Consider the following 22,151-nt stretch of genomic DNA (forward strand, 5'->3'; position numbering starts at 1 on the left):
GCTGGGTCGCCATCGCCGGACCGAAAGGCCACATTTACGCCGCTCGCGCGAGCAGCCGGACCAGGATGAACGACGTCCCCCGCGGCGCCGCGATCGCGCTGTGCCTCCTCGCCCTCTCGGGGCTCTTCGTCCTCGGCGGCGCCGCCTGGCCCGCCTCGCCCCACGTCGAGCCGTCCGAGGCCGAACTCGACCGGGACTACGCCGCCCACGTCGGGGAGACCACGTCCATCGGCGGCTCGGTCGTCGAGACCGACCCCGTCGTCATCAGGGTCAGCTACGACACCGGCGTCTACGAGGAGGCGAGCTTCCGGCTCGAACTCGTCGGCGACCTGGAGGCCGCGGTCGGCGACGACGTCTACGTCTCCGGCGAACTCCGGCCGGACCGCTCGATGGCCGTCGACGGCGACCGGGCGCTGGTCCGCCAGCCCTGGGAGCTCGGGTACATGTACGCCATCTCGTTCGTCGGCGTCCTCCTGGTCGGCGCCCGCTTCCTCAACGGGTGGCGGGTCCAGCCTCGCCGACTCCGGGTCGTCCCGCGCGAACGGTCGCTCCTCCAGCGGTGGCGAGGTGAGGCCGATGCCTGACCTGCTGACCCACGCGCTCGTCGGGTTCGTCGTCGGGACGGCGCTCTCCTGGCGGGACGACCGCGTCACGGGCCCGTTCGTCACGCTGGTGATGGTCGGCGCGCTCTCGCCGGACCTCAACCGCATCGAGCTCCTCGTCCCGGACCCGACCGTCGAGACGCTGGTCGGCATCCCGTGGACGTGGGTGCCGCTGCATCGCCTCGGCGGCACCGTCCTCGTCGTCACCGTCGCCGCGCTCCTCGTCGACCGGCGACACCGCCGGCTCGCCGTCGGGCTCCTCGCGGCCGGCGCCACCTCCCACTACGCGCTCGACTTCCTGCTGTACAAGCCGTCCGGGCTCACGAGCCCGCTGCTGTGGCCGTTCACGGTCCACCGGTTCGCCGTCGAGGGGATCTACGTCTCCAGCGACCGGTGGCCGGCCGTCGTCGCCGGGGTCGCCGCCATCTGCGTGTGGCTGATCGATCGACGATTGACCCTCAAGTCGAGGACTGCAAACCGAGATGGCTAGCAATTCTAACCTCGCTTCGGCCGAAAGGATATAAACGATAACTCACCAATGCAAGGTATGACCATCACTCGTGACGAGGACGTCATCGGGGGCGAGCCACGGTTAGCGAGGACTCGTATCGGTGTTCGCCACGTCGCCACACGGGTGATCGACAGTGGGCAGTCGCCTGCGTACGTCGCAGACCAGCTCGATATCTCGCTGTCCAGCGTCTACGAAGCCCTCTCGTACTACTACGACAACGTCGACGAGATGCGGAGCTTCGAGCGTGAAAACGAGGACGCGTTCGAGCGAGTTCGAGAGTCGTCGCTGAAACCGAAAGAGACCGTCCAGTGACAGGCGTCCGAATCCTACTCGACGAACACGTCGGACGGATCTTCGAGCGGCTGTTACGGGAACGGGGATACGAAGTCGACCAGGCCAAAGACCAGTTCGGCGAACACACGAACGACAGGGCGCTCCTGAAGTGGTGCGTCGATCGTTCCGTCGTCATCCTCACGAACAACGCGAAGGATTTCCAACCGCTGCACCAGGAGTATGACCACGCTGGGATGCTACTGTACTACGACCAGGAACTCCCCGACAGGGACCCCGAAGGGCTCGCCAGAACGGTCGACGAAGTCTTCAACCAGTACGGCCAGGACGGCGTCGAGAACGAACTAGTCGATCTCGACGAGTGGTACGACTGGTTGCAGAGGTGACGCTTGCGCCAATTTACTCGGCAGGTTCATCGGCCGCCGGCAGCGTGAAGTAGAACGTCGACCCCTCGCCGGATTCGGACTCCACCCAGATCTCGCCGCCGTGGCGCTCGACGATCCGGCGACACAGCGCCAGGCCGATGCCGGTCCCGTCGTGTTCGTCGCGGGAGTGGAGCCGCTGGAACACCTCGAAGACGCGGTCGGCGTCGCTGGGATCGATGCCGATGCCCTCGTCCTCGACGGCGAGGAGCCACTGGTCGCCCATGCGTTCGGCGGCGACGTGGACCTGCGGTAGTTCGTCGCCGCTGTACTCGATGGCGTTGTCGAGGAGGTTCTGGAACACCTGCCGGAGCTGGCTGGCGTCGCCGGCTACCGTCGGGAGGTCGTCGGACGTGATCTCGGCGTCGGTCTCGTCGATGGGGAGCTGGAGGTCCGCCAGCACGTCCTCGAGGACCGCGTTCAGGTCGACGGGCTCGAAGGGGTCGCCGCGGGTCTCGACGCGAGAGTACTCGAGGAGCGCGTCGATCATCTCGCGCATCCGCTCGGCGCCGTCGACCGCGAAGTCGATGAACTCCTCGGCTTCCTCGTCCAGCTCGTCGGTGTACCGTCGCTCGATGAGCTGGAGGTAGCTCGTGATCATCCGTAGCGGCTCCTGGAGGTCGTGGGAGGCCGCGTACGCGAACTGCTCGAGACGCTCGTTGGACTCCTCGAGCTTCCGCTCGTACTCCTTGCGCTCGGAGATGTCGCGGATGACGCCGGCGGTCCCGCGGAAGGTCCCCTCCTCGTCGTAGAGGGCGTCGAAGCGGATCTCCGCGTCGAAGGTACCGCCGTCGGCGGTCTGGATCTCCTCCTCGAGGACGGCGACGTCGATCTCGCCGGCCTTCAGCTGCTCGCGGAGCTCCAGGCCGCGCTGGTGGCCCCCGTCGGTGCTGATGACGCCGGCGTCGGACCCGAGCAGCTCCTCGCGACTGCAGCCGGTCATCTCGACGAGCGTCTCGTTGACCAGCGTGAAGCGGTGGTCCTCGTCGAGGACGTACGCGCCGTCGGGGATCGTCTCGACGATGGTCTCGTACTGCTCGAGCTCCTGCTGGCGGTGCTGGCGCTCGGTGATGTCGCGGGCGATGGCGATGACGTACGGCTGGTCGAGCTCGACGTAGGAGACGTTGACCTCCACCGGGAACGTCGACCCGTCCTTCCGCTGGTGGGTCCCGCGGATCGTCACCGACCCTTCCGCCCGGATGTCCTCGACGTGGGACTCCCAGTTGTCGACGTCCGGGAACCGCATCTCGATGTCCGTGACGTCCATCTCGAGCAGCTCCTCGCGACCGTACCCGAGTCGCTCGCAGGCCGTGTCGTTGGCGTCGCGCAACCGCCCTGTCTCCGGGTCGACGACCAGCAGGACGTCGTTGGAGTAGTCGAGCAGCGTCCGGAACAGCTCGAGTTCCCGCTCGCGCTCCTTGCGCTCGGTGACGTCGCGATCGGAGACGATGATCGAGACGACGTTGCCCTCGTCGTCCGTCACCGGCCGGAAGACGCCCTCGAGCGCGTAGGACCCGCCGTTCGGCCGCTCCAGGTCGGCCTGGAAGCCGACGTACTCGCCTTCGGCGGCCCGCTCGGTCCACTCCCTGACGTCGGCCTGCACCGACTCGTCGTGGCTCCACCACGGCGTCTCCCAGAAGGGCTGCCCGCGGACTGCCTGGAGGTCGGTCCCGATGTACTCCATGGCCGTCTGGTTGATGTCGAGGACCGTCCCGTCCGGTTCCAGCAGCCCCACCAGGATGTTCGGGTCCTCGAAGATCGCCTCGAAGCGCCGCTCCGTCCGCTCGAGCTCCCACTCGTGTTCCTTGCGCTCGGTGACGTCGCGGACGATACCGGTGAAGTACGTCTCGCCCTCGTGTTCGACCTCGCTGAAGGAGACGGCCAGCGTGATCTCCCGGCCGTCGGCGCGGACACCCGGCAACTCGACGTAGTCCCAGTCGATGTTCCGCTCGCCGGTCGCCAGGTACTCCTCGACGCCCTCGCGGTGCCGCTCGGTCAGTTCGTCCGGCATCAGCATCGTCAGCGACTCGCCGATCACCGCCTCCGGTTCGTAGCCGAAGACGTCCTCGACGGCCGGGTTCACCGACGTGACGACGCTGTCCTCGTCGATGGTGATGATGACGTCGTTGGCGGCCTCGGTGAGCACCCGGTACTGCTCGAGCCACGTCCCACGGTCCCCGGCGGCCGCGGGAGCGATCGGCCCCAGGTCCTCGCGCTCCCGCAGCAACCCCACGACGGCGTCGCTCCCGTCGCCGGCCATCGGGTCGAGGAGTTCGATCTCGCAGGGCAGGGATCGACCGTCGGCGGCTCGCACGGTGGCGTCGAAAACGGCCTCGTCGTCGAGTTCGTCTCGACGCCGGTTCTCGATTCGGTCGACCGTCTCGTCGTCGAGGACGGTCGAGACGTGCGAGCCCACGAGCGTCTCGCGGTCGTGACCCGTCGTCGCCAGCAGCGCGTCGTTGACCGCTCGGAAGCGCCCCTCGGCGTCGAGCTGGTAGACCCCTTCGTCGACCGCCTCGGCGAGCGTCCGGAAGCTCCGGAGCGCCTGCTCGGCGCCCGCGCTGTCCAGGAACCCCCCTTCGGACGTCGCGGACCCGTCGGGCATTGCGACATACAATATCCTCCCACCGGTTAAATCACTCGGCGGTCTGTCAGGTGGCGCCTCGAACGGAAGCGCGGGCGAGGGGGTCGGCCCCCGACCGCGTGCCTGCCCCGGCCCATCCACCCCATCGCTACCCAGCCGCCCCGTCGACACTCCGCGCCGCACAACTATCAACTAACTACCCACTTCACGAACTGAGTCGAGTTACATATTAATGGCAAGCGCTCGTGAAGACATAGCAAGGATGACCACAGATGGACTGGCCGAGGAGTCGGCCCCGAACGAAGAGGAGGACGAAGACGACGAACCCCCGTACAGCAAGCTCGACCCGGAGACGGCCGCGAAGTGCGGCCTCTGGCAGTAAGTTCGACGACTCCTTCTAGCGCTGGTCGACCTTCGCGCTCCAGTAGAGGAACACGACGCCGTTCACCGCGAGCAATCCGAACAGGCCGGTGACGGCGGCCCCCACCGAGACGGACGCGCCGGTCGTGTACGCCGCCGAGAGCAGCAGCACGCCGACGAGGAACAGCACGCCGAAGACCAGGGACATCAGACTGCCGACCTCGAAGAGGAAGTGCGAGGTCCTCCGGAGGTCGACCTCCTGTGGGAACTGCGACATGCCCGTCAGAACGGGTCAATCCCAGTTTAACTCGCGTCCTGTATCGAGCGTCGAAACGCGGCGCGGTCCTGCTGCCGCCTACGGCGCGACGTCGACCCAGAGGTGGAGGTCGCGGTAGGCGTTCGCCCGTGTGGGCGCCGCCGGGACGTCGCCGTCGTAGAGGAGGAACGTCAGCCGGAGGTCCTCGCCGGTCAGTTCGCCGCCGACGGTGAGGCGGCGCTCCTGGAGCCACGTCTCGTTGTGGGCGACGCTCGCCGAGAAGCGATCGACCTCGACGCGGTCGGTCACGCGCGACTGGTTGCCCTCCCCCTCGACGCGCTGGAGCTGGACGACGACGGTGTAGTCGACCGACTCGTACTCGTTGTTCTCGATGCCGACGTACAGCGACTCCGGCTCGCCGGCGGTGAACGACTCCGGGTAGCCGTCCGCGACCAGTTCGCCCTCGTCGTCCTCGGTCAGGAGGTAGAACTCCGAGAACTGCTCGCCCTGCGGCGGGACCGCGATGGCGTAGACGACGCTGGAGGCCGCCAGCAGGACGGCCAGGGCGAGCGCGACGTTCAGCGCCGCGTCGAGCCGCGTCGGCGGGTCGAACACCTCCCGTCTGGCCGCCGCGAGCCACGCGCGGTAGGGGACGCGGAACCGGTCCTCGGCCGGGAGCTGCCGGCGGCGCCAGGCCGCGACCACCGTCGCGATCACCGAGAAACCGCCGAGCGTGACGACGATGGGGACCAGCCGGATACCGAACGGCGTGAAGTTCAGCGCCAGGCCGAGCAGCGGGACGATAGCGATGCTGAGCCCGAACGAGAGCGCGACGCGCTCGACGCCGTCGATGCCGCGGTCGACGTTCGGGACGGGTCCAGCGCCCGATCCGGGCCCGGACTCGCCCTCCGGGTCGGCGTCGACGTCGGTCGGCTCCTCGCCCGTCGGCGGGTCGCCGGCCTCGGGGAACAGCATCGCGACGAAGGCGTAGCCGGGGACGAACAGCACGAACGCCAGACCGACGACGACCCGGACCGGCGAGTCGCCGACGACCGGCAGGAAGACGACCGCGACGGTCGCGGCCACGAGCGCGAGCACGGCTACCAGGTCCGCCGGTAGCTCGCGCACCTGCCGGGGTAACAGCAGCCGGAGCCCCTCTCCGTTCATGCGTCGAGGAACGGCGGACCGCCGGAAAAATCAGTCGGTCGACGAGACACGGTCGGCGGGTCGCCGCCCGGCGGGACGTCCGTCACGCCGGCGAGGCGGTCGACCCGGAGGGCAGTCGGACGGTGACGTGCGCGGTCGCGTAGGTGGCGATGAATCCGAGCGCGTAGCCGAGCAGGTGGACGTAGAGGTTCACGATGCTGCCGTCGGCGACCGGGTCCATCGGGAACGCCACCATCGGCAGCCCCGCGAAGAGGACGAACGCGGCGGCGGCGAGTTCGAAGTAGCCCCCCGCCTGCACCGCCGCGCGGACGTCCGGGCGGGTCCGCTCGTGGAGGTCGGCCACCGAGAGGAAGAAGAGCAACGCGGCCAGCGTCGCCGCCGCGGCGACGCCGACCGTGGCCAGCGACCGGACACTGAGCACCGCGACCAGCGCCAGGCCGGCGAAGAACAGCCCGCCGGCGAGGTCGAGTTCGCCGTCGACCTCGAAGTGCGCGCGGAGGAAGCCGGCCAGCGCGATCGGCAGGAAGCCGACGAACGCCATGTTCACCCCGGAGAAGCCGACAGTCGAACCGGGGCGGCTGATCGCGAGGTTCAGGACCGACAGCGCCGCGGGGAAGGCCACGACGAACGTCGTGAAGGCGACGAGGAAGCGGCGCCGGCGGCCGCTGAGCGCCGACAGCAGGTAGACCAGCGGGACGACGAGCGCGTAACTGACGACGTTCCCGAGCAGGTGGTCGGCGCCCAGGTGGACGTAGTTCGCGGTGAAGGCGGTCCACAGCGTCGGGTCCGTGTACGAGAAGGCGAGGGAGCGACGCGTCTCCTCGGGGAGGAGGAAGACGCCCCCAAGGACCGCCGGGACCGCGACGATTGCCAGCAGGTCCACCGGACGCACCGCCGAGCGGAGCACCCCGGTGAACGAGCCGCGGAAGCCGTCGTCGCTACTCTGCACGCCCGTTCCTTCTGTCGCCGGTGATAAATCCCGGCGGGCGAACTCACGGCCCGTTTCAGCAGCTGTAATCGACGGAAGGAGTGCGCCTCCGCTCCCCGTGGAGGTGGACTGCGACCGAGAAATGGGAGTCGCCGCTCTTTGTCGGGCCCGTCAATCCTTAAGCCCTGGCCGCCCTCCCTTTCGACAATGTTCGACCCCGACGACCTCGAAGCCATTCGCGAGGGCCACGAACAGTGGCGCGAGGAGACCTACGGCCCCACCGTCGAGCGCTTCGGGGAGCGCAAGGAGCAGTTCACGACCGACACCGGCGGCCAGACGGTCGACCCGCTGTACACGCCCGCCGATATCGCCGACCAGGAGTACGACGAGGACATCGGCTTCCCGGGCGAGGCGCCGTACACCCGCGGCGTCTACTCGACGATGCACCGCGGCCGCCTCTGGACGATGCGGCAGTACGCCGGCATGGGCACTGCCAGCGAGACCAACGAGCGGTTCAACTACCTGATGGACGAGGGCCAGACCGGCCTCTCGATGGCCTTCGACCTCCCCACCCAGATGGGCTACGACTCCGACTCCGCGATGGCCGAAGGCGAGGTCGGGAAGGCCGGCGTCGCCATCGACTCGCTGGACGACATGGAGACCGTCTTCGACGGCATCCCCCTCGACGAGGTGTCGACGTCGATGACCATCAACGCGCCCGCCTCCGTCCTGCTGGCCATGTACATCGCCGTCGGCGACAAGCAGGGCGTCCCGCGCGAGGAGCTCCGCGGCACCATCCAGAACGACATCCTCAAGGAGTACATCGCCCGCAACACCTACATCTTCCCGCCGGAGCCCTCGATGCGCATCATCACGGACATCTTCGAGTTCTGCGCCGCCGAGGTCCCCAACTTCAACACCATCTCCATCTCGGGGTACCACATCCGCGAGGCCGGCGCGACCGCCGCCCAGGAGATCGCCTTCACGCTCGCCGACGGCGTCGAGTACGTCGAGGCGGCCATCGACGCCGGCCTCGACGTCGACGAGTTCGCCCCGCAGCTCTCCTTCTTCTTCAACGCCCACAACAACGTCCTCGAGGAGGTCGCGAAGTTCCGCGCCGCCCGCCGGATGTGGTACGAGATCATGGAGGAGCGCTTCGACGCCGAGAAGCCCGGCTCCAAGCAACTGAAGTTCCACACCCAGACCGCCGGCTCGACGCTGACCGCCCAGCAGGTCGAGAACAACGTCGTCCGCGTCGCCTACCAGGCGCTCGCCGCGGTGCTGGGCGGCACCCAGAGCCTCCACACCAACGGCAAGGACGAGGCGCTGTCGCTGCCGACCGAGAAGTCCGTCCGGACGGCCCTCCGCACCCAGCAGATCCTCGCCCACGAGTCCGGCGCCGCCGACACCATCGACCCCCTCGCGGGGAGCTACTACGTCGAGTCGCTGACCGACGAACTCGAGGCAGAGGCGTTCGACATCCTCGAGGACATCGACGAGCGCGGCGGGATGCGCCAGGCCGTCGAGAACCAGTGGGTCCAGGGGCAGATCCAGGACGTCGCCTTCGAGCGCCAGCGCGAGATCGAGAGCGGCGAGCGCATCATCGTCGGCGTCAACGAGTACACCGTCGACGAGGAGCCCAAAGAAGACATCGAGGAGGTCTCCGAGGAGGAGCAACAACAGCAGCGCGAGCGCGTCCAGGCGATCCGCGACGACCGCGACCAGGAGGCCGTCGACGACGCGCTCGCCGACCTGAAGGCGGCCGCCGAGGGCGACGAGAACGTCATGCCGTACATCGTCGACGCCGTGAAGGCCTACGCGACGACCGGCGAGATCTGCAACGCGATGCGCGACGTCTTCGGGGAGTACCGCGCGGGCGTCTGACCAGGCGAGTAGAAGCGCCCCGGGTCAGGGTTTCGGCGCGGCGTTCTGCAGCGCCGTCTCGGCGATGTTGCCGCCGTAGTCGGCGCTGCGCGACAGCGAGTCGACGACCAGCCCGAGGAGTTGCGCCTGCTGGGGGTCGAGCTCGCGGATGCGCTCGTCGACCTGCCGGGCGAGCTCGTCGATCTCGGCGATGCGCTGGCGGGCGTCGTGGGCCAGCCGCGTCGCGCGGTCGGAGTCCTCCTCGAGCAGCGCGTCCATCGCCATCTCGACGATCTCGGTGGCCTCCTCGTGGAGGTCTTCGATGGCTGCGGCGGCCTCCTCGGGCGGCGCGCCGAGCGTCTCGGCGTGGGTCGCGATCTTGGCGGCGTGGTCGCCGATGCGCTCGAGCTGGCGGGCGCTGGAGTGGATGTCGAAGCAGGTCTCTCTGTCGAGCCCGACCGTCGCCGCGACGGAGGGGTCCCGGAGGACCGAGCGGAACACCCGCGAGACCATCGACCACAGCCGGTCGACGTCGTCGTCGCGCTGGACGACGTCGGTCGCGAGGTCGTCGTCGTCCTCCAGCAGTGCCGTCACCGCGTCGGCGAGCATCGTCGTCGAGACGAGCCGCATCCGCGTGATGGCGTTGTGCATCGACAGCTCCGAAGAGTCAAGGAGGTCCTGCAGTCGGACCCGCTCGGAGGTCTCGCCGATGACCTCCAGGCCGACGAGCCCCTGGGTCGCCTCGCGGATGGTGCGTCGCTGGGCCGCGCTGACCCGGGCGGTCTCCAGCGTGATGATGTCGAAGCCGCTGACGTACATCGTCACGACCGCGCGCATCAGTTCGTCGCCCTCCAGGCCGGTGATGTCCAGCGTCCCCTCGACCTTCTCCTCGTCCTGCTGTGGCGTCAACAGCAGCGAGTCCTCCTCGGGATAGAACTCGACGACGCTGCCCCCGCTGACGTCGTTGCCGGTCGCCCACTCCTTCGGCAGGGAAACGGTATACGTAGAGCCGCCCGTCACCTGGACCTTTCGCGTCTCCATACCCCACCATACGGAGACCCCGATATAAATTACTACCGAAGTATATAGTCGGCTCGGGCACCCGACCGAGACGTTCTCGTCCACCGCTACCCGCGAAAACGCCCTCTCGCCGAATTGCGCTAATGCTTCCCAAACATATCTCTATATATCTATCATAGTGGGGTATTTAGGACTCCCGACGGAGTGATATCGTAATGACGCGAGGGCTGCGCGACGTCGAGCAGACACTGACCCGACCCCCGAAGCCGCCGGCGGCCCACCAACAATGAGCTCCGAGAACACCACCGACCCGGTCACCGACGCCGACACCGAATCGTTCGCCGACTCCCCGACCGCGGGGCTGGAGGACACCGACAGCCGCGGGACGGGGCGCACCATCGTCGAGGCCCGCGACGTCAGCGTCTGGTACAACCAGACGCAGGCGCTGAAGGACATCACGATGGAGATCCCCGAACAGCAGGTGACCGCGCTCATCGGTCCCTCCGGCTGCGGGAAGTCGACGTTCCTCCGGTGTATCAACCGGATGAACGACCTCATCGACGCCGCTCGCGTCGAGGGCGAACTACTCTTTCGCGGGAAGAACGTCTACGACGAGGACGTCGACCCCGTCGCCCTCCGCCGGAAGATCGGGATGGTCTTCCAGAAACCCAACCCCTTCCCGAAGTCCATCTACGACAACGTCGCCTACGGCCTCAAGGTCCAGGGCTACGACGGGGACATGGACGAGCGCGTCGAGACCGCGCTGAAGAACGCCGCGCTGTGGGACGAGGTGAAAGACCAGCTCGACGAGTCCGGCCTCGACCTCTCGGGCGGTCAGCAACAGCGGCTCTGCATCGCCCGCGCCATCGCCGCCGACCCCGAGGTCATCCTGATGGACGAGCCCGCCTCCGCGCTGGACCCCGTCGCCACCTCCAAGATCGAGGACCTGATCGACGACCTCGCCGAGGAGTACACCGTCGTCATCGTCACCCACAACATGCAGCAGGCGGCCCGCATCTCCGACAAGACCGCCGTCTTCCTCACCGGCGGCGAACTCGTCGAGTTCGACGACACCGAGACCGTCTTCGAGAACCCCGACAGCGACCGCGTCGAGGACTACATCACCGGCAAGTTCGGCTGATCCGTCCGCCGTTATCGTGCACCGTGCGTCAGACATCCCCCAGAAGAATCATACGAGAATCCGACGTACATCGACCATGGCACGAAAAGGGTTCCAGGAGCAACTTCAGGAACTCCGCGAGGACGTCCTCTACATGAGCGAGGTCGTCCTCGAGCGGATCCGCATGGGGTTGCGCGCCCTGGAGACGAAGGACGAGTCGCTCGCCCAGGAGGTCATCGAGGGCGACCACGAGATCAACGAACTGTACCTGGAACTGGAGCAGGACTGCATCGACCTGTTCGCCCTCCAGCAGCCCGTCGCCGGCGACCTCCGCTTTATCGCCGCGTCGTTCAAGATCATCACCGACCTCGAGCGGGTCGCCGACCTCGCGACCAACCTCGGCGACTACACGCTGCAGGCCGAACGCGACCTCTACCCCGACGTCGACGTCCAGGGCATCGGCGACGCCGTCGTCGAGATGGTCGACGACGCGATGGAGGCCTACGCCGACGAGGACAGCGCCGCCTGCTTCGCCATCGACGACCGCGACGACGAGGTCGACGCCATGTGCGAGCGCGCCTCCAGCACCGTCGTCCGCGAACTCATCGAGACCGAGATCGACGCCGACTCCTCCGACCAGGAGATCGAGAGCCTCATGACCGAAGTCTCCCGACTCCTCCTCACCATCCGCGACCTCGAGCGCGTCGGCGACCACGCCGTCAACATCGCCGCCCGTACGCTCTACATGACCGAGAACAGCGACGAACTCATCTACTGACTACACGCCCGAGTTCCGTGACGGTCCTCACCCCATCACCGGATCCTGGAGCATGATCGCCATCTGCTGTTCGGCGACGTAGTCGTCGTCGATCTTGAAGTGGGCCTGGCGGATGGCTTCGGTCACCCAGCGATGTCGCTCGAGGAACCGGACGCCGTCCTGGTTCGTCGCCGGCAGACTCTGGTAGACCTTCTCGTAGCCGTTCTCCTCGGCCCACTCGAGGCCGTGCTCCATCAGTCGGCTGCCGATACCGTGACCGCGATACTCCTCCAGGACGCCCATCGTCAACTCGGCGGTGTGGCTCAGCTTCGCGAAGTTGGGCGAGTGGAGGTGGACCCAGCCGACGACCTCGTCGTCGACCATGGTGACGAAGAACATCCGCGACTCGCGGTCGTTGTACCGGAAGACCACCTCCTCCTGGTCGAGGAGGTCCACGACCGTCTCGGCGGTCAGGTACGCGTCCTCCTCGGCGACCTCGCGCATGACCCGGACGATCCCCTTGAGGTCCGACTGCTCGGCCGGCCGGATGGTCACCTCCAGGCCGTCGGTCTCGTAGGTCGTCTCCTCGCCGTAGTCGATCTTGATCTGGAGGGCGCCGTCCCGCTCTTCGAGGTAGTCGCCCTCCAGGAGCGCCCCGATCTCCTGGTCGAGGCGCTCGGCATCCATCGAGAACTCGGATTCGAGTTCCTCGCGATCGACGCGGCCGTTGCGCTCCACGTACTCGTACAGTCGCCGATCCCCCTCGGTTTCGAACTCCAGTCCCTCCTGGGCCTGCATAGCACTGGGTACCTCTCGGGCCAAGATATTGTGCATTGTTACCGAGTGGCAATCAAGGGCGCTGCGATGACCAGTCGGGGATCCTCGAAAGCTCGCGGAGAACGTGGAGGGGGTGGCGTTACTGGAACCCGATCCGGCCGCCGCTCTGGCGTCGGCCGTCGGGGCTGCCGCCGCGGAACTGGTCTTCCACCTGGTCGTAGTACTCGCGGATGTCGTCGGTGATGGTCGGCCGCACCGACTCGAGGGCCTGCCGGAAGTGCCGCATCTCCACCTCGTCGGCGTCGTCGTCCTCGCGGAGCGCCTCGATGGCGGCCTCGCGGGCGATGGACTCGAGGTCGGAGCCGACGTAGCCGTCGGTGATTTCGGCGAGCTCCTTGAGGCTGACGTCCGGCGCCAGCGGCGTGTCGTCGGTGTGGATCTGGAGGATCTGCTGGCGACCGCCGACGTCCGGTTCGCCGATCATGACCAGCCGGTCGAACCGGCCGCTACGGATGAGCGCCGGGTCGATCATGTCCGGGCGGTTCGTCGCGGCGATGACCATGACGTTGTCCATCTCCTCGAGGCCGTCGAGCTCCGTGAGGAGCTGGTTGACGACGCGCTCGGAGACGTTCGAGCCGGTCTCGCCGCCGCGGCCCGGCGCCAGCGAGTCGAGCTCGTCGAAGAAGATGACCGTCGGCGAGACCTGTCGGGCCTTCCGGAAGGTCTGGCGGATGGCCTTCTCCGACTCGCCGACCCACTTCGAGAGCAGCTGCGGGCCGCGCACCGAGATGAAGTTGGCGTTCGTCTCGTTGGCGACGGCCTTCGCCATCAGGGTCTTCCCGGTGCCGGGCGGGCCGTACAACAGCACGCCCGCCGGCGGCTCGATACCCATCCGGTCGAACTTCTCGGGTTTGTTGAGCGGCCACTCGACGGACTCCTGGACCTGGCCCTTCGCGTCGTCGAGGCCGCCGACGTCGTCCCACGACACCTTCGGCAGCTCTACGAGGACCTCCCGCATCGCCGAGGGGTCGACCTCGTTGAGCGCGCCGCGGAAGTCGTCGCGCTTGATGATCATCCGGTCGATGAGGCTCGGCGGGATGTCCTCCTCGTCGAGGTCGATCTCGGGGAGGTACCGTCGCAGCGCCTTCATCGCGGCCTCCTTGGTGAGGCTCTCGATGTCGGCGCCGACGAAGCCGTGGGTCTCGTCGGCCATCCCGTCCAGGGAGACGTCGTCGGCCAGCGGCATCCCGCGGGTGTGGATCTGCAGGATCTCCTTGCGGCCGGTCTCGTCGGGGACGCCGATCTCGATCTCGCGGTCGAAGCGGCCCGGGCGGCGGAGCGCCGGGTCGACGCTGTCGACGCGGTTCGTCGCGGCGATGACGATGACCTGGCCGCGGGACTCGAGGCCGTCCATCATCGTCAGCAGCTGGGCGACGACGCGGCGTTCGACCTCGCCGGTGACGTCCTCGCGCTTCGGCGCGATGGAGTCCAACTCGTCGATGAAGATGATCGACGGCGACTCCTCGCTGGCGTCCTCGAATATCTCCCGGAGTTGCTGTTCGGACTCGCCGTAGTACTTCGAGATGATCTCGGGGCCGGCGATGGAGAAGAAGCTCGCCGACGTCTCGTTGGCGACGGCCTTCGCCAGCAGCGTCTTCCCGGTGCCGGGCGGGCCGTGGAGCAGCACCCCCTGGGGCGGCTCGATGCCGAGCTTCTTGAAGATCTGGGGGTGCTTCATCGGCAGCTCGACCATCTCGCGGACGCGCTGGATCTCGTTCTGCAGGCCGCCGATGTCCTCGTAGGTGATGCCGCCGCCGGTCTTCTCGAAGCCCGAGATGGGCTCCTCGCGGAGTTCGACCTCGGTGTCCTCGGTGATGAGACAGACGCCCTCGGGGTCGGTCTCGACGGCGATCAGCGGGATCGCCTGGCCCGGCGACCGCATGAAGGGGTGGTTCGTCGAGCTCATCACGGGGACGATGTCGCGCTCGACGACCGGCCGCTTGAGGATCTGCCGCTTGACCATGCCGGCGGCGTCGGAGCCGAACTGCACGGAGGCCTCCTCGGGCGGCGCCAGCACGAGCTTGTCGGCCTTCGTCGCCTCTGCCTTCCGGATGGTCACGCGCTCGCCGATGCCGACGTCGGCGTTCTGCCGGGTGAACCCGTCGATGCGGACCGTGTCGGTGTTCCAGTCCTGCCGGTCCGCCCGCCACACCTTCGCCGCCGTCGTGTCCGCGCCCTCGATCTCGATGATGTCGCCCGGCGACAGCTTCAGGTGCAGCAGCGTGTCCGGGTCGAGGCGAGCGATGCCCCGTCCCGAGTCGTTGGGGTAGGCCTTCGCCACCTCCAGTTGGACCTCGTTCATGTGATACCCGAACTCCGGGACGCCGGGAGATATGCTTTTTGCCGCACCTGGTTGGATATCGTTACCGCAAAAATGGGTCTCGCGGCGCGACGGGCGCGCCGACGGGCGGCCGTGCTACGGCTTCACGAGCACCTTGATGGCCTCGCGCTCGTCCATCGCGCGGTAGCCCTCCGGGACCCCGTCGAGGTCGACGGTCTCCGTGAAGATCGGCGAGGGGTCGAGGGTCCCCTGCAGGACGTCGGCCATCAGCTCCTCGGCGTACGCCCGGACCGGCGCGACCCCGCCGCGCAGCGCGATGTTGTCGCCGAACATCCCGTAGAGGTCCAGCCCCTCCTCGTCGACGCCGTGCGGGACGCCGACGTAGCCGATGGTGCCGCCGGGCCGGCAGACCTCGATGGCGGTGTCCATCGACGACGCCGCGCCGACGCACTCCACGACGTGGTTGGCGCCGCCGTAGGTCAGCTCCCTGGCGCGCTCGACGGCGGCCTCCCCGCGCTCGCTCACGGTCTCGGTGGCGCCGAACGCCTCGGCCAGCGCCAGCCGGTCCTCGTGGTGGCCCATCGCGACGATGCGCTCGGCGCCGAGCCGCCGAGCCGCGAGGACGCCGCAGAGCCCGACGGCGCCGTCGCCGACGACGACGCAGGTGTCGCCCTCGCCGACGCCGGCGCTGACCGCCGCGTGGTGGCCGGTCCCCATCACGTCGGTCAGCGGCAGCAGCGAGCGGAGCGTCTCCTCGTCGTCGGCGTGGCGGTCCGGCACCCGGACGAGCGTCCCGTCGGCGTGCGGCGACCGGACGTACTCGCCCTGGGCGCCCCCGTTGGCGCCGTTCCAGGAGTCGCCGTTCACACAGGAGGTGTGCAGCCCCTTCCGGCAGAACTCGCAGGTCCCGCAGCTGATCACGAACGGGGCGAGGACGCGGTCGCCCGGCTCGACCGACCGCACGTCGTCGCCGACCGCCTCGACGATCCCCATCGGCTCGTGTCCGACCCGAGAGCCCTCCTCGCGGTCGCTCAGCCCCCGGTAGAACCACAGGTCGGACCCGCAGATCGCGGTGTGGGTCACGCGGACGATAGCGTCGGTCGGCGCCTCGATCTCCGGCTTCGGTACGTCGTCGACCTCGATCTCGCCCGGGCCCCGGTAGATGGCAGCCTGCATACCGTCCGGTGGGCCCGCCGCCGGTTAAGCGTACACCCAACCCTTTTTCGCGGCGCGACCCGGACCCGGCTGTATGCAGACGCTCGCCTTCGACGGCCGGACGGGCGCCAGCGGAGACATGCTCCTCGGGGCGCTCCTCGCGGCCGGCGCCGATCCCGACGCCCTCGGACCCGTCGAGGACGCCCTCGACGTCGAGTACCGGGTCGGCGAGACGACGAAGAACGGCATCCGGGCGACGTCGGTCGACGTCCTCGTCGGCGGCGACGAGGGGGGCCACGACCACGGCGACCAGGACGAGCGCGCACACGACCATCACCACGTCGACGACGAACACGATCACGACGAACACGACGCCCACCAGCACGACCACGAACACGCCGAGGGTCACGGACCGCACCGGACCTACGCGGAGTGCCGCGAACTCGTCGAGTCGATGGCCCTCCCCGAGGCCGTCGAGGCCGACGCGAAGGCCGTCTTCCACATCCTGGGCGAAGCGGAGTCGCGCGTCCACGGCACCGACCTCGAGGAGACGCACTTCCACGAGGTCGGCGCCGACGACGCCATCGCCGACATCGTCGGCGCCGCACTGCTGGTCGACGACCTCGACGTCGAGCGCGTGGTGACCACCCCCGTCGCGACGGGCGGCGGCGAGGTGTCGATGAGCCACGGCGTCTACCCCGTTCCGACGCCCGCGGTCACGTACGTCGCCGAGGGAGCGTCGTGGGACCTCGTCGGCGGCCCGGTCGAGACCGAACTCCTGACGCCGACCGGCGCGGCGGTGCTCGCCCACTTCGCCGAGGGGGTCGATTCCCTCCCGGCGATGCGCGTCGAGGCGTCGGGGTACGGCGCCGGCCGCAAGTCCTTCGAGGAGCACCCGAACGTCCTCCGGGCGACCGTTGGCGACGCTCGAGGCGGCCTGCGGCGCGACGGCATCCGGGTCCTGGAGACGAACCTCGACGACGCCAGCCCGGAGGTCCTGGGCGGTCTCCAGGACCGACTGAAGGACGCCGGCGCCCGCGACGTCACCGTGGTCCCGACGACGATGAAGAAGGCCCGGCCCGGCCACCTCGTGAAGGTCGTGGTGAAGCCCGGCGACGTCCAGGCGGTCGCGCGGCGACTGGCCGAGGAGACGGGGACGCTGGGCATCCGGGAGACCGCGGCCGGCCACCGCTGGATCGCCGACCGGTCGTTCGAGACGGTCGAACTCGACGTCGACGGCGAGTCCTTCGAGGTGACGGTGAAGGTCGCGGCCGACGACGCCGGCGAGGTCTACGACGTGAGCGCCGAGTACGACGACGCCGCCCAGGTCGCCAGCCTGACCGACGTGCCGATCCGTGAGGTCCTCCGGCGGGCCGAGGCAGTCTACCGGAGCGAGTGAGCGGCACCCGACACCGGGACTTCCCCACGGTTCTGCCGAGGGTGGGTGCATCGCGAGTCGTATCCAGCGTTCGCGACGTCCGACGAGAGCGTGCGGTCGGGAGCACCGGGCCCGAAAAGTGGGGGTTAAGTGGGCGAGCGCCCAACGGGGGCGTATGCACTACCGAACGCTGGGCGCCTCGGACGTCGAGGTCTCGGAGATCGGCTTCGGCGCCTGGGTCGTCGGCACGGACTGGTGGGGCGACCGGACCGCCGAGCAGGCCAGGGAGATGCTGCAGTACGCGGTCGAGCAGGGGATCACCTACTTCGACACCGGCGACGTCTACGGCCACGGCGACTCCGAGGAGCTCGTCGGCGAGGCCCTCGCCGACTACCGCGACGAGGTGACGGTCGCGACGAAGATCGGCTACGACTTCTACGACAACCCGCAGGCGGGCCACGGCGAACTGCCGAAGGAGATGAACCGCGACTACCTCGAGGCGGCCTTCGAGAAGTCCCTCGACCGCCTCGACATGGAGACTGTCGACGTCCTCCAGCTGCACAACGCCAACGTCGACGAGGTTGACGCGGACGTCCTGGAGTTCCTCGACGAGCTGCGCGAGGAGGGCCGCGTCGACGCCGTCGGCTGGGCGCTCGGCCCCTCCATCGGCTGGCTCGCCGAGGGCGACAAGGCCATCGTCGAGGAGTTCGACGCGGTCCAGCTCGTCTGGAACGTCCTCGAGCAGGAGGTCGGCGACCACTTCCTCGAGACGCTCGAAGAGACCGGCTCGGAGACGAGCCTCATCCCGCGGGTGCCGCACTCCTCCGGCCTGCTGAACGAGCAGGTGACGCCGGAGACGGAGCTCGGCGAGGGCGACCACCGCGCGTACCGCCCCGACGAGTGGTACGAGACGGGCTGGGAGAAGATCGAGGCGCTGCGGTTCCTGGAGCGCGCGGAGCCACGCTCCGCGGAAGGCTCGAGCGGCGAGGAGCCGCGAGAGCGCGACGGGGAGCGGTCGATGGCCCAGGCGAGCCTCCAGTGGCTGCTGTACCACGACGCCGTCGCCACCGTGACACCGACGTTCCGCACCCGCGAGGACATCGACGAGTGGGCCGCCGCCAGCGACGTGCCCGCGCTGACCGACGAGGAGTACGAGCGCGTGCAGGCGCTGTACGCCGACGACTTCGGCATCGAGGGCGACGACGGGATGGACGCGCTGCGCTCGTCCGTCGAGGGCGAGGACATCCAGTCGGCGGGGCTGGACAAGGAGTGCGCCGGTAGCTGAACGGCGTCGCTACCGCTCCGAGACCGTAGCAGCAGACTGCTTCTCCGGCCGCGTATCGAGAGAATCGGGAGAACCGTCGATCGATAGTCGGGGCCGGGGCCGTCAGTCGCGCGGCGCGACGGCGGCGGCGCCGACCACGAAGACGATCAGCGCGACGACGACGCCGAGACCGGAGCCGTCTGCGGCCGCCGCCTGCTGGGCGCCCTGGTTCCCGGCGTTACTGTTCGACTGTTGCTGCTGGTCGGCCGCGCCGCCGGTGTTCTCGTCACCGCCGGCGTCGCCGCCGTCGCCACCGCTGTTCTGTCCGTCGCCGCCGTCACCGCCGTCGTTTCCGTCGGAGCCGCCGGCGTCGGCGCCGCCACCGTCGTTCGAGCCCGAGCCGCCGTCGTCGGACGAGCCGTCGCCGCCGTCGCCGGCGCCGTCCGGGCTATCGGTTGTCCCGTCCGAGCCGGTCCCCGAGCCGTCCCCGCCCGTGGTACCGGTTCCGCCGGACGAACCGTCGTCGCTGCCGGTCCCGTCGTCGGTCCCGTTCCCGACGCCCGAACTGCCGTCGTCGCTGCCGCCCTCGTTCGGGCGCTCGCGGTCGGTGTGCGACGGGAGCGCGGGGATCTCGGTGAACGTCGGGAGTCCGCGCAGGCGGGTGTTGCACTCCTGGCCGAAGCAGTCGTTCTCGACGCCGACGCGGCTGCCGAAGACGAAGACGTCGGTCTCGAAGTATGTCGTCCCGTCGCTCCAGTACTGGAGGCCCGGATCGACGCCGTAGTCCTTCTCGCCGTCGTTCAGCCTCGCGTTGGGGTCGATCGTCCCGTTCTCGGTGAGTTCGAGGTCGGCTTCGGCGACGCCGCTGGGACCCTCACTGGTGTTGTCGAGCGTCCCGTTGACGATGAAGAGCACCTCGCCGTTCTCGCCGGGCTGGACGTCGCCGCCCGCGTCGGGAGCGAGGTTGTCCTCGTCGTCCTGTATCGGGTCGTACGGCGGATCGTTCGGATCCAGGACGTCGCACTGGTTCGGCGTCGCTCCGACGACGATGCCGGCGACCGCCGAGGGCGTGATGACGGTCCAGGGGACGCCCGGCGGCTGGGCACTCTCCGGGAGGTCGTCAACCCAGACGATCTGGTCGTACGGCATCTCCTCGTGGGCCATCCCCAGGAGGTCGGTGCAGATCTCCTGTGGGAACGGCCCGCTCTCGTTGGCTTGCGTGCTCGGTCCGACGTCGGTCGTCTGCTGGTCGATATCCGATCCGTCGTCCGGCGCGGCCACGCTCGCGATGGGCGCGATCGAGAGGCCGACGACGGTCAGCGCGACGAACAGAACTGCCACCGTTCGCTTCGAATCGTACATTTGCTTCCAATCAAACCGCAAACAGGACAATAGTATTCTGCCCCTTAGATAGTGAATAAATTGGGTTAAATTGGTGTTAAGCTAGTATTCATTACCATGTGAGTACCCGGCTACGCCGTCAGAGGGTCGTTCGCCGGGTATAGACGGGTTCTCGCGGAACCTGTTTGGGAGTTGATGGGATGGCGCGGCGGGTTCCGTAACGCGGTTATACCTCGGTCGCAGAGCCCGTGTATGGGCGTCATCCGCGTCGTCTGGGGGGCCGCGACCGCGCCGACGGAGCTGGCGTCGTACGACGCCGCACTCGCCGAGGCCAACGTCCACAATTACAACCTCGTGCGGGTGTCGTCGGTCGTCCCCGCCGACGCGTCGATCGAGGTCGTCGGCGAGGCCCCCGACCTCGGCCCCGCCGGCGAGCGGCTCACGGTCGTCGAGGGGCGGGCCACCGTCGCTCCGGGCGACGCCGACCGCGCCGCTGCCGCCCTCGGCTGGTCCCGCGAGCCGGACGGCCCCGGCATCTTCTACGAGTCGTCTGGCGGCGACCCGGAGGCCGTCCGGCGGCAGGTCGAGGACGGCCTCGCGGCCGGACGCCGGCTCCGCGAGTGGGACTTCGGCGACCACGGGACGCGGGTCGTTTCGGCGGACGCCGACCCGGACGGCTACACGACGGCGGTCGTCCTCGCGGTGTACGGCGAGAGCACGCCGCTGCTGTAGGTCGCGCCCGCTCGAACAGCTTCGGGAGCCGACGGGTTTTTAGCGCAGTACCGAGTATGCCACGAAAGCTCAATGCACGGAAACACGCCCCACGATGGCCCGGTAGAAACCGAGTTCGCCCCCGAGGACCGGCGTGCCCTGCGCCGCGACCTCGTCGACGTCGCCACGTCGACGCGCGACCTCCTCTCCGACGACTTCGTGGTCGGCGGCGAGATCTCCGACGACGACGGCGCCCTCCACGCCACCGTCGCCGTCCAGCCGCCAGCCGGCTCCGTCGTCTCCGCCGGCTTCGACCCCGCTGGCGACGAGGCCGACGACGTCGAGTCGCTGGCCCGCGACCTCGCGGCCGGCGCCGTCCTCGAGGCGAAACACGCCGCCCAGGACGTCAGCCGCGCCGCCCGATAACCGGCCCCTTTTCGAACACCCCCGCACTTCGCCGCGCGGCGTCGCGCTTATGCGGTCACGCCCGAAACTGCCCCGGTAGTGATCGTCGTCGCGACCGAGGACTTCGAGCTGTACCACGGCGTCGTCGAGGAGCTCCGCGAGCGCGGCGTCCGGTTCACCACCGTCGAGCCCGGCGACGAACTCCCGGACGACGCCCGCGTCGCCGTCGTGGGCCCGGAGGACGAACACCCCGACCTCGAGACGGTCCGCGGCGATCCGGAGAACCCCCGCCGCGTCGTCGACGAGGCCGTCGCGATCCTCCGCGGCGACGGCGGCCGAACGATCGTCGGCATCGACCCCGGCGACCGGCCCGGCGTCGCGGTCCTCTCGGGTGACACCGTCGTCGCCGCGTTCCAGGTGCCCGCCGACGAGGCCGCCGGCGTCGTCGCCGGCGAGATCGAGGACGCCGCGGACCCGCTGGTCCGCATCGGCGACGGCGCTCGCCTGCAGGGCGCGAAGATCGTCGAGGCCATCGAGGACGTCCCCATCGAACTGGTCGACGAGACCGGGACGTCGCCGTACCTCGGCACCGGCGCCCGCGGGATGGGCGACGTCCTCGCCGCCGTCAACATCGCCCGCCTGGAGGGCGAGGAGATCGAGAAGCGCGACGTCGAGCCGACCGCCGGGGAGATCCAGCTCATCAAGAACCGCTCGCGGGAGCGCAGCGACGACGACCGGACCATCGACGAGGAGCTGGCCCGGCGGGTCGCCGTGGGGGAACTGTCGATGGACGAGGCCCTGGAGCGACACCGGGGCGGCCGGTAGGAACCGACCGCTTCCAGGTCCCGCGGCCGGCGACGCCGGAACAGCAATCCCTAACAACGCTGCACCCGTGGTC

The 22,151-nt window shown here is 68.8% G+C and carries 21 protein-coding genes; 12 read left to right on the forward strand and 9 right to left on the reverse strand.

The genetic code is table 11. The features are described 5' to 3' along the window. The first annotated feature begins 65 nt into the window (after positions 1-65). From HWV07_RS07210 to HWV07_RS07225, 4 genes are read left to right on the forward strand one after another with little or no spacing between them, the layout of a single operon-like run. On the forward strand, positions 66-584 hold the full coding sequence (locus tag HWV07_RS07210) for an OB-like fold-containing membrane protein (RefSeq protein ID WP_178333648.1): 519 nt from the start codon (positions 66-68) through the stop codon (positions 582-584). After that, positions 577-1,092, forward strand: a complete 516-nt coding sequence (locus HWV07_RS07215; protein WP_178333649.1) for a metal-dependent hydrolase — start codon at positions 577-579, stop codon at positions 1,090-1,092. The genes HWV07_RS07210 and HWV07_RS07215 overlap by 8 nt, the downstream gene beginning before the upstream one ends. Before the next feature lie 57 nt (positions 1,093-1,149). Then, positions 1,150-1,425 (forward strand): DUF433 domain-containing protein, encoded by a 276-nt coding sequence (locus tag HWV07_RS07220; protein ID WP_178333650.1) that lies wholly within the window; start codon positions 1,150-1,152, stop codon positions 1,423-1,425. Continuing rightward, positions 1,422-1,790 carry a DUF5615 family PIN-like protein gene (locus HWV07_RS07225; RefSeq protein ID WP_178333651.1) on the forward strand — a complete coding sequence of 123 codons (369 nt, stop codon included), beginning with the start codon at positions 1,422-1,424 and terminating at the stop codon, positions 1,788-1,790. Before HWV07_RS07220 ends, HWV07_RS07225 begins: the two co-directional genes overlap by 4 nt. 13 nt (positions 1,791-1,803) lie before the next feature. On the opposite strand, the gene HWV07_RS07230 is transcribed toward HWV07_RS07225, so the two are convergent. The 4 genes from HWV07_RS07230 to HWV07_RS07245 all read right to left on the reverse strand — a co-directional run bounded on the left by HWV07_RS07230 (position 1,804) and on the right by HWV07_RS07245 (position 7,142). Beyond that, positions 1,804-4,431 (reverse strand): PAS domain S-box protein, encoded by a 2,628-nt coding sequence (locus tag HWV07_RS07230; protein WP_178333652.1) that lies wholly within the window; start codon positions 4,429-4,431, stop codon positions 1,804-1,806. A gap of 376 nt (positions 4,432-4,807) precedes the next feature. Beyond that, a complete protein-coding gene (locus tag HWV07_RS07235; protein WP_178333653.1) occupies positions 4,808-5,047 on the reverse strand; it encodes a hypothetical protein in 240 nt (79 codons plus the stop codon). Between the two features lie 78 nt (positions 5,048-5,125). Then, complete coding sequence (locus HWV07_RS07240; RefSeq protein WP_178333654.1) at positions 5,126-6,193, reverse strand: DUF1616 domain-containing protein; 1,068 nt, start codon at positions 6,191-6,193, stop codon at positions 5,126-5,128. 82 nt (positions 6,194-6,275) lie between these two features. Continuing rightward, positions 6,276-7,142: a hypothetical protein gene (locus tag HWV07_RS07245; protein WP_211694241.1), complete on the reverse strand. Its 867-nt coding sequence runs from the start codon at positions 7,140-7,142 to the stop codon at positions 6,276-6,278. A 186-nt stretch (positions 7,143-7,328) separates the two neighbouring features. Here HWV07_RS07245 and HWV07_RS07250 point away from each other — a divergent pair, with 186 nt between their 5' ends. Next, positions 7,329-9,005 carry an acyl-CoA mutase large subunit family protein gene (locus HWV07_RS07250; protein ID WP_178333655.1) on the forward strand — a complete coding sequence of 559 codons (1,677 nt, stop codon included), beginning with the start codon at positions 7,329-7,331 and terminating at the stop codon, positions 9,003-9,005. 24 nt (positions 9,006-9,029) lie between these two features. Here HWV07_RS07250 and HWV07_RS07255 read toward each other — a convergent pair whose 3' ends face one another. Further along, positions 9,030-10,025: a phosphate uptake regulator PhoU gene (locus HWV07_RS07255; protein WP_178333656.1), complete on the reverse strand. Its 996-nt coding sequence runs from the start codon at positions 10,023-10,025 to the stop codon at positions 9,030-9,032. 265 nt (positions 10,026-10,290) lie between these two features. On the opposite strand from HWV07_RS07255, the gene pstB reads away from it, so the two are divergent. Both pstB and phoU read left to right on the forward strand, forming a co-directional pair. Then, the gene (pstB, locus tag HWV07_RS07260) at positions 10,291-11,145 is read left to right on the forward strand and encodes a phosphate ABC transporter ATP-binding protein PstB (RefSeq protein WP_178333657.1); all 855 of its coding nucleotides are present in this window, start codon (positions 10,291-10,293) and stop codon (positions 11,143-11,145) included. Between the two features lie 76 nt (positions 11,146-11,221). Beyond that, a complete protein-coding gene (gene phoU / locus HWV07_RS07265) occupies positions 11,222-11,902 on the forward strand; it encodes a phosphate signaling complex protein PhoU (protein WP_178333658.1) in 681 nt (226 codons plus the stop codon). 27 nt (positions 11,903-11,929) lie between these two features. Here phoU and HWV07_RS07270 read toward each other — a convergent pair whose 3' ends face one another. From HWV07_RS07270 to HWV07_RS07280, 3 genes are all read right to left on the reverse strand, one after another. Beyond that, a complete protein-coding gene (locus HWV07_RS07270) occupies positions 11,930-12,679 on the reverse strand; it encodes a GNAT family N-acetyltransferase (protein WP_178333659.1) in 750 nt (249 codons plus the stop codon). Positions 12,680-12,797: 118 nt separating this feature from the next. Further along, positions 12,798-15,020: a CDC48 family AAA ATPase gene (locus HWV07_RS07275; RefSeq protein WP_178333660.1), complete on the reverse strand. Its 2,223-nt coding sequence runs from the start codon at positions 15,018-15,020 to the stop codon at positions 12,798-12,800. Between the two features lie 114 nt (positions 15,021-15,134). Continuing rightward, positions 15,135-16,175 (reverse strand): zinc-dependent alcohol dehydrogenase family protein, encoded by a 1,041-nt coding sequence (locus HWV07_RS07280; RefSeq protein ID WP_178333661.1) that lies wholly within the window; start codon positions 16,173-16,175, stop codon positions 15,135-15,137. A 73-nt stretch (positions 16,176-16,248) separates the two neighbouring features. Here HWV07_RS07280 and larC point away from each other — a divergent pair, with 73 nt between their 5' ends. Further along, complete coding sequence (gene larC / locus HWV07_RS07285; protein ID WP_178333662.1) at positions 16,249-17,553, forward strand: nickel pincer cofactor biosynthesis protein LarC; 1,305 nt, start codon at positions 16,249-16,251, stop codon at positions 17,551-17,553. Between the two features lie 154 nt (positions 17,554-17,707). Beyond that, a complete protein-coding gene (locus HWV07_RS07290) occupies positions 17,708-18,817 on the forward strand; it encodes an aldo/keto reductase (protein ID WP_178333663.1) in 1,110 nt (369 codons plus the stop codon). 102 nt (positions 18,818-18,919) lie between these two features. On the opposite strand, the gene HWV07_RS07295 is transcribed toward HWV07_RS07290, so the two are convergent. Further along, positions 18,920-20,158, reverse strand: coding sequence for a hypothetical protein (locus HWV07_RS07295; RefSeq protein WP_178333664.1), 1,239 nt, complete (start codon positions 20,156-20,158; stop codon positions 18,920-18,922). 231 nt (positions 20,159-20,389) lie between these two features. On the opposite strand from HWV07_RS07295, the gene HWV07_RS07300 reads away from it, so the two are divergent. The 3 genes from HWV07_RS07300 (at position 20,390) to HWV07_RS07310 (ending at position 22,078) form a co-directional block, all read left to right on the forward strand. Further along, on the forward strand, positions 20,390-20,869 hold the full coding sequence (locus HWV07_RS07300; RefSeq protein WP_178333665.1) for a pyruvoyl-dependent arginine decarboxylase: 480 nt from the start codon (positions 20,390-20,392) through the stop codon (positions 20,867-20,869). 72 nt (positions 20,870-20,941) lie between these two features. After that, on the forward strand, positions 20,942-21,274 hold the full coding sequence (locus HWV07_RS07305; protein ID WP_178333666.1) for a DUF5811 family protein: 333 nt from the start codon (positions 20,942-20,944) through the stop codon (positions 21,272-21,274). 78 nt (positions 21,275-21,352) lie between these two features. Next, on the forward strand, positions 21,353-22,078 hold the full coding sequence (locus HWV07_RS07310; RefSeq protein WP_178333667.1) for a hypothetical protein: 726 nt from the start codon (positions 21,353-21,355) through the stop codon (positions 22,076-22,078). Positions 22,079-22,151 lie beyond the last annotated feature (73 nt).

Origin of the sequence: Natronomonas salina (assembly GCF_013391105.1) — an archaeon.
Classification (GTDB): domain Archaea; phylum Halobacteriota; class Halobacteria; order Halobacteriales; family Haloarculaceae; genus Natronomonas; species Natronomonas salina.

What these genes read in the sequence shown, in the direction of transcription:
- HWV07_RS07255 (WP_178333656.1), bottom strand. Translation starts at nt 10,025, where the DNA reads ATGGAGACGCGAAAGGTCCAGGTGACGGGCGGCTCTACGTATACCGTT.
- HWV07_RS07250 (WP_178333655.1), top strand. Translation starts at nt 7,329, where the DNA reads ATGTTCGACCCCGACGACCTCGAAGCCATTCGCGAGGGCCACGAACAG.
- HWV07_RS07210 (WP_178333648.1), top strand. Translation starts at nt 66, where the DNA reads ATGAACGACGTCCCCCGCGGCGCCGCGATCGCGCTGTGCCTCCTCGCC.
- HWV07_RS07275 (WP_178333660.1), bottom strand. Translation starts at nt 15,020, where the DNA reads ATGAACGAGGTCCAACTGGAGGTGGCGAAGGCCTACCCCAACGACTCG.
- HWV07_RS07305 (WP_178333666.1), top strand. Translation starts at nt 20,942, where the DNA reads ATGCACGGAAACACGCCCCACGATGGCCCGGTAGAAACCGAGTTCGCC.
- HWV07_RS07290 (WP_178333663.1), top strand. Translation starts at nt 17,708, where the DNA reads ATGCACTACCGAACGCTGGGCGCCTCGGACGTCGAGGTCTCGGAGATC.
- HWV07_RS07300 (WP_178333665.1), top strand. Translation starts at nt 20,390, where the DNA reads ATGGGCGTCATCCGCGTCGTCTGGGGGGCCGCGACCGCGCCGACGGAG.
- HWV07_RS07270 (WP_178333659.1), bottom strand. Translation starts at nt 12,679, where the DNA reads ATGCAGGCCCAGGAGGGACTGGAGTTCGAAACCGAGGGGGATCGGCGA.
- pstB (WP_178333657.1), top strand. Translation starts at nt 10,291, where the DNA reads ATGAGCTCCGAGAACACCACCGACCCGGTCACCGACGCCGACACCGAA.
- HWV07_RS07280 (WP_178333661.1), bottom strand. Translation starts at nt 16,175, where the DNA reads ATGCAGGCTGCCATCTACCGGGGCCCGGGCGAGATCGAGGTCGACGAC.
- phoU (WP_178333658.1), top strand. Translation starts at nt 11,222, where the DNA reads ATGGCACGAAAAGGGTTCCAGGAGCAACTTCAGGAACTCCGCGAGGAC.
- HWV07_RS07295 (WP_178333664.1), bottom strand. Translation starts at nt 20,158, where the DNA reads ATGTACGATTCGAAGCGAACGGTGGCAGTTCTGTTCGTCGCGCTGACC.
- larC (WP_178333662.1), top strand. Translation starts at nt 16,249, where the DNA reads ATGCAGACGCTCGCCTTCGACGGCCGGACGGGCGCCAGCGGAGACATG.
- HWV07_RS07230 (WP_178333652.1), bottom strand. Translation starts at nt 4,431, where the DNA reads ATGCCCGACGGGTCCGCGACGTCCGAAGGGGGGTTCCTGGACAGCGCG.
- HWV07_RS07215 (WP_178333649.1), top strand. Translation starts at nt 577, where the DNA reads ATGCCTGACCTGCTGACCCACGCGCTCGTCGGGTTCGTCGTCGGGACG.
- HWV07_RS07235 (WP_178333653.1), bottom strand. Translation starts at nt 5,047, where the DNA reads ATGTCGCAGTTCCCACAGGAGGTCGACCTCCGGAGGACCTCGCACTTC.
- HWV07_RS07240 (WP_178333654.1), bottom strand. Translation starts at nt 6,193, where the DNA reads ATGAACGGAGAGGGGCTCCGGCTGCTGTTACCCCGGCAGGTGCGCGAG.
- HWV07_RS07220 (WP_178333650.1), top strand. Translation starts at nt 1,150, where the DNA reads ATGACCATCACTCGTGACGAGGACGTCATCGGGGGCGAGCCACGGTTA.